The sequence below is a fragment of the Cupriavidus sp. SK-3 genome (assembly GCF_000611145.1).
Classification (GTDB): domain Bacteria; phylum Pseudomonadota; class Gammaproteobacteria; order Burkholderiales; family Burkholderiaceae; genus Cupriavidus.
In genome coordinates, this window is the sequence record NZ_JFJV02000108.1 from 107,262 (window position 1) to 112,385 (window position 5,124).

Genomic DNA, 5,124 nt, shown 5'->3' on the forward strand with positions numbered 1-5,124 from the left:
CGGTGCCTCGGTAACCTCCTGCGCCCGTGTCAGGCGCGGGATGGCTTCGATCAGCTTGCGCGTGTACGGATGCTCGGGCGCGCTCAGCACGCGGGCCGTCTCGCCGTATTCGACCACTTCGCCCCGCTGCATGACGGCGATCTTGTCGCACATCTGCGCCGCCACGCGCAGGTCGTGGGTGATGAAGACCATGGCCAGCTTGAACTGCTCGCGCACCTTGGCGAACAGCTCCAGCACCTGCGCCTGCACCGATACATCGAGCGCGGAGACGGGCTCGTCCGCCACCAGCAACTCCGGCTGCATGGCCAGCGCCCGGGCAATGCCGATGCGCTGGCGCTGCCCGCCGGAAAACTCGTGCGGATAGCGCTCGGCCGCCTCCGGGCCCAGCCCGACCAGCCCGAGAAGCTCGATTGTGCGGGCCTGCGCCTCCTCGCGCGAGACCCCCTGGGCGATCGGGCCGGAGGCAATGGCTGCGCCGATCCTGTGGCGGGGATTGAGCGAGGCGTAGGGATCCTGGAATACCATCTGGAGCTTGCCGCCGGAGCGCTGCAGCAAGCCGCTGCCCTGCGACAGGTTGCGCCCGTTGATCACGATGCGGCCGCTGTCGAATGGCGCCAGGCCGACGATACAGCGACCCACCGTGGATTTGCCTGAGCCTGATTCGCCCACCAGCCCGAGCGTCTGCCCGCGCAGCAGTTCAAAGTTCACATTGCGCGCGGCCTGCACCTCGCGCCCGCGCCGCAGCAGGCTGCCGCCAGTGCGATAGGTCTTGCACAGGTCCTGCACCTGCAGGACGCGGTTGAGTTCCGCCTGCACGGGCGGCTGGCGCAAATGGCCGCCGGGAATCGCGCTGATCAGCTTGCGCGTATAGGGATGCTGCGGATCGGTCAGCACGCGCGCGGCCGGCCCGGCTTCGACAATGGTGCCGGTCTGCATCACCACCACCATGTCGGCGATCTCGGACACCACGCCAAAATCGTGCGTGATAAACAGTACGGCCATGCCGCGCCGCTTCTGCAAATCGCGGATCAACTGCAGGATCTGCGCCTGGGTGGTCACGTCGAGCGCGGTAGTGGGCTCGTCGGCAATCAGCAGGCGCGGCTCCAGCGCCATGGCGCACGCGATCATCACGCGCTGGCGTTGCCCGCCCGACAAGCGGAACGGATAGCTGTCGTACAGCAGTTCGGGATCAGGCAGGCCGACATCGGCCAGCGCCGCCACGATGCGCTTGCGCTTCTCGGCCGCGCCCAGACGCTGGTGCGCGTCGAACACTTCAGCGATCTGGTCGCCGATGCGCATCACCGGGTTGAGCGCCGTCATGGGTTCCTGGAATACCATGCCGATCTTCTGGCCGCGCAACTCGCGCATGGCGGCGTCATCCAGCTGCAGCAGGTTCTGGCCCTCGAACAGGATGCGCCCGGCAACCGGTTCCACATGTGGCCTTGGCAGCAGGCCCATTACCGCATTGGCGATCATGGACTTGCCCGAGCCGGACTCGCCCACCACGCACAGCGTCTGGCCGGCTTCCAGCGTCAGCGATGCGCCTTGCACCGCCAGGGCGCGGTCGCCGCCGGCCGGCAGGCGGATGCTCAGGTCCTGGATATCAAGTACCGGTACGCTCATCGTCCGCTCCCGCCAAGCCGCGCGTTCAGCGCGTCGTTCAGGCCTTCGCCCACCATGTTGAGTGCCAGGACCGTCAGCAAGATGGCCGTGCCGGGAAATACCGCCATCCACCAGGCCTGGCGCAGCACCGTGCGTGCCGAGCCCACCATATAGCCCCAGCTCATATGGTTAGGGTCGCCCAGCCCAAGAAAGCTCAGGCTGGATTCGAGCAGGATAGCGGTCGCCACCATCAGCGACGCCATCACCACGATGGGGGAGCTGGCATTGGGCAGGATCTGCGACAGGATGATGCGCGGCGTCGATTGCCCGGCCAGTTTGGCGGCCTGCACAAAGTCGCGCTGGCGCAGCGTGAGGAACTCGCTGCGCACCAGGCGCGCCACCGGCGGCCAGGACACGATGGCGATCGCGGCCACGATGGAGCCAATGGACGGCTCGAAGATCGCCACCAGCACCAGCGCCAGCGCAAAGCTCGGCACGGCCTGGAACAACTCGGTAAAGCGCATCAGCGCTGCATCGATCCAGCCGCCGAAGTAGCCTGAAACGGCGCCCAGCGTCACACCGATCAGCAGCGAGACCACGGTGGACACCACACCTATCAGCAGCGAAATGCGTGCGCCGTGGATCACGCCCGCCAGGATGTCGCGCCCCATGGTGTCGGTGCCCATGGCAAAGCCGGCCTCCTGCATGGGCTGCAGGAACGGCTGTTGCACCATGTCCCAGGGATCGTTCCCCGCCATCCACGGGCCGAACACCGCGAGCACGGCAAATCCCGCCAATACCATCATGCCGAGCACGGCTGCCTTGTTGCGGCAGAAACGCCGCCAGAAAGTATTTTTCATTGCATCTCGATCCGCGGGTCGACCAGCGTGTAGACAAAATCGGTCAACAGGTTGAACAACACGGCCATGGCCGCGGTGACCAGGAAGCAGCCCAGCAGCAGGTTGTAGTCGCGCTGCAGCAGGGCGTCGAACATCAGGCGGCCAATGCCGGGCCACGCAAACACCGTCTCGGTCAGCACCGCGCCGCCGATCATGCCGCCGGCCTGGATACCGGCCAGCGTGACGACCGGCAGCAGGGCGTTGCGCAAAATGTGGGCGCGCTGGATACGCCCCGGCCGCACGCCCTTCGCACGCGCGGTCTTGACGAAATCCATCTGCGCCACCTCCAGCATCGAGGCCCGGGTCATGCGCGCATACACCGCCATGTAGAACAGGGCCAGCGTGAGCGCCGGCAGCACGAGGTGCGAGGCAATATCGAACACCAGCGCCAGGCCGTGCAGGTCCGCCCCCACGGTGAAGTATCCAAAGCCCGGCAGCCAGTCGAGCTTCACCGAGAACAGCAGCACTGCCATCATCGCCAGCCAGTACAGCGGCGTCGCATAGAACACCAGGGCGAACAGGGTGATGGCGTTATCCACCCAGCTCCCGGCGCGCCGGCTCGCCCATGCCCCCAACACCACGCCGAACAGCACCGAGAGCAGGAAGGCGCTGCCGGTCAGGATCAGCGTGGCGGGCAGGCGCTGTTGGATCAGGTCCAGCACCGGCTGCTGCTGCCGGTACGAGTAACCCAGGTCCAGCTGCACCACATGGCCGAGATAGGTGGCCAGCTGCTCCGGCACCGGCTTGTCCAGCCCGAACTGCGCGCGCAACTGCGCGACGAACTGCGGGTCCGATGCGCCGGCCTCGCCAGCCATCACCGAGACCGGATCGCCCGGTGCGGCCCGGATCAGCAGGAAGTTGACGGTCGCGATGACCAGGATCGCGATCACGCCCTGTACCATCCGGCCTAGCATGCGCTGCGTACGACTCATGGCTTTGCCCCCGAGATGAAGATGACTGCCATCACGCCAGCCAGGCGCGGCCGAGGCCGTCGTTCAGGCCGATGCCGGAACTGATGGGATTGTTGATGCGGGTGCGGAACAGGGTGGGGAAATTGAGCTCGTGCATCCACACGACGGGCATTTCGTCGACCAGGATCTTCTGCACCTGGTGGTAGATCGCCGCCCGCTTGGCGGGATCGATCTCGCGCGCGCCGGCCTGGAACAACTCGTCGACCTTGGCGTTGCGATAGCCCTCAACGTTGTTGAAGGGCGAGCCCTGCGCGATGTTATCCGAGGTGTAGTTGCGCGCCACGCCCAGTGCCGGATCGCCGTACTGGTAGACGTATGTGAAGGCGAGGTCGTAGTCCCACTTGTTCAGGCGCTCGCCCCAGCCTGCCACGTCGGTGGGCGTCATCTCGATCTTCACGCCAGCTTGCTGCAGGTTTTGCCGCACGATTTCGGCGGAGCGGGTCCAGGTTTCGCCGTAGGGCAGGGGCAGCAGGCGCAGCGTTTCGCCCTTGTAGCCGGATTCAGTCAGCAACTGCTTGGCGCGGGCCAGGTCGCGCGGATACTTGGCCACATCGGTGCTGGCGTACTTGATGTGGCTGTTGAAGGGGCCGGTGGCGGTCTTCGCATAGCCTTGCCATGCCACCTTGGAGATCGCATCGCGGTCGATGGCAAAGGCCAGCGCCTGGCGGAACTTGATGTTGTCCATCGGCGCCTTGCGGTTATTGACCCACAGCCACGAGTGCGGCGCGAAGAATTCCCAGCCCTTGGTGGTGACCTGCACGCCGGGCAGCTTGCTCAGGCGCGCCACGTCGAAGTACTCCACCGCGCCGCCGGGCACCAGGTCGACCTTGCCGGACTCGAACGCCGCGGCTCGTGCGGAGGCATCGGGAATCACGTGGAAGTACACGCTGTCGACCAGCGGCACGTCGGGCTGGTGGTACGCGTCGTTGCGCACCAGCTGGATGTACGAGCCGCGCACCCATTCCTTGAACTTCAGCGGGCCGGTGCCGATGGGCCTGGCGTTGGCCGGGTTGGTCAGGAAATCCGTGCCCTCGTAGATATGCTTGGGCACCATGGGCATGGTGCCCACTTCAAAGATGCCGAGGAACGGGCCAAACGGATACTTCAGCTTGAATTCCACCGTGAGCGGGTCCACTGCGCGGATGCTCTCCACGGCCGCCAGGTTGGCCCGCAGCCGGGCGTGCGTCTTGCGCAGGAACACATCGGCGGAAAACACCACATCGGCCGCGGTGAACGGCTTGCCGTCATGCCACGTGACCTTGGGCTTGAGCTTGAATGTGTACACGGTACCGGCCGGGTTGACCGTCCAGGAAGTCGCCAGCGCCGGCAGCGGCTCCAGCTTCTCGTCATAACGCAGCAGGCCCTCGTAGATGTTGCCGGAGATCAGTTGGGTGGGGCCGTTCTGGGTAATGCCGATCATCAGGCCGGAGGGCTCCGGCTGCACGAGCGCGTTGATCACGCCGCCCTTCTTTCCCTGCGCGAGGACGTGGAACGGCACACCCGCGAGCGACAGCCCGGCGGTGGCGACACCCATTTTGATCAGTTGGCGACGATTCATGGCGAGACTCTCCTGGGGGCTTGGTATGTGGAACTGGCAAGACGAAAGGGTGGGGCGGTCAGTCGCGGAACGAGGTGGAAGCGGCGGGGTCCAG

At 65.8% G+C, this 5,124-nt stretch carries 3 protein-coding genes and 1 pseudogene; all 4 read right to left on the minus strand.

Translation table 11 applies throughout. The features are described from left to right. Window positions 1-1,623, minus strand: a pseudogene (locus tag CF70_RS37710) (ABC transporter ATP-binding protein); the annotation flags it as partial. Then, a complete protein-coding gene (locus CF70_RS11800; protein WP_035864428.1) occupies window positions 1,620-2,462 on the minus strand; it encodes an ABC transporter permease in 843 nt (280 codons plus the stop codon). The pseudogene CF70_RS37710 and the gene CF70_RS11800, both read right to left, overlap by 4 nt. After that, window positions 2,459-3,433, minus strand: coding sequence for an ABC transporter permease (locus CF70_RS11805; protein ID WP_035864430.1), 975 nt, complete (start codon window positions 3,431-3,433; stop codon window positions 2,459-2,461). The genes CF70_RS11800 and CF70_RS11805 overlap by 4 nt, the downstream gene beginning before the upstream one ends. A gap of 31 nt (window positions 3,434-3,464) precedes the next feature. Then, on the minus strand, window positions 3,465-5,030 hold the full coding sequence (locus tag CF70_RS11810) for an ABC transporter substrate-binding protein (RefSeq protein ID WP_035864432.1): 1,566 nt from the start codon (window positions 5,028-5,030) through the stop codon (window positions 3,465-3,467). Window positions 5,031-5,124: the final 94 nt, after the last annotated feature.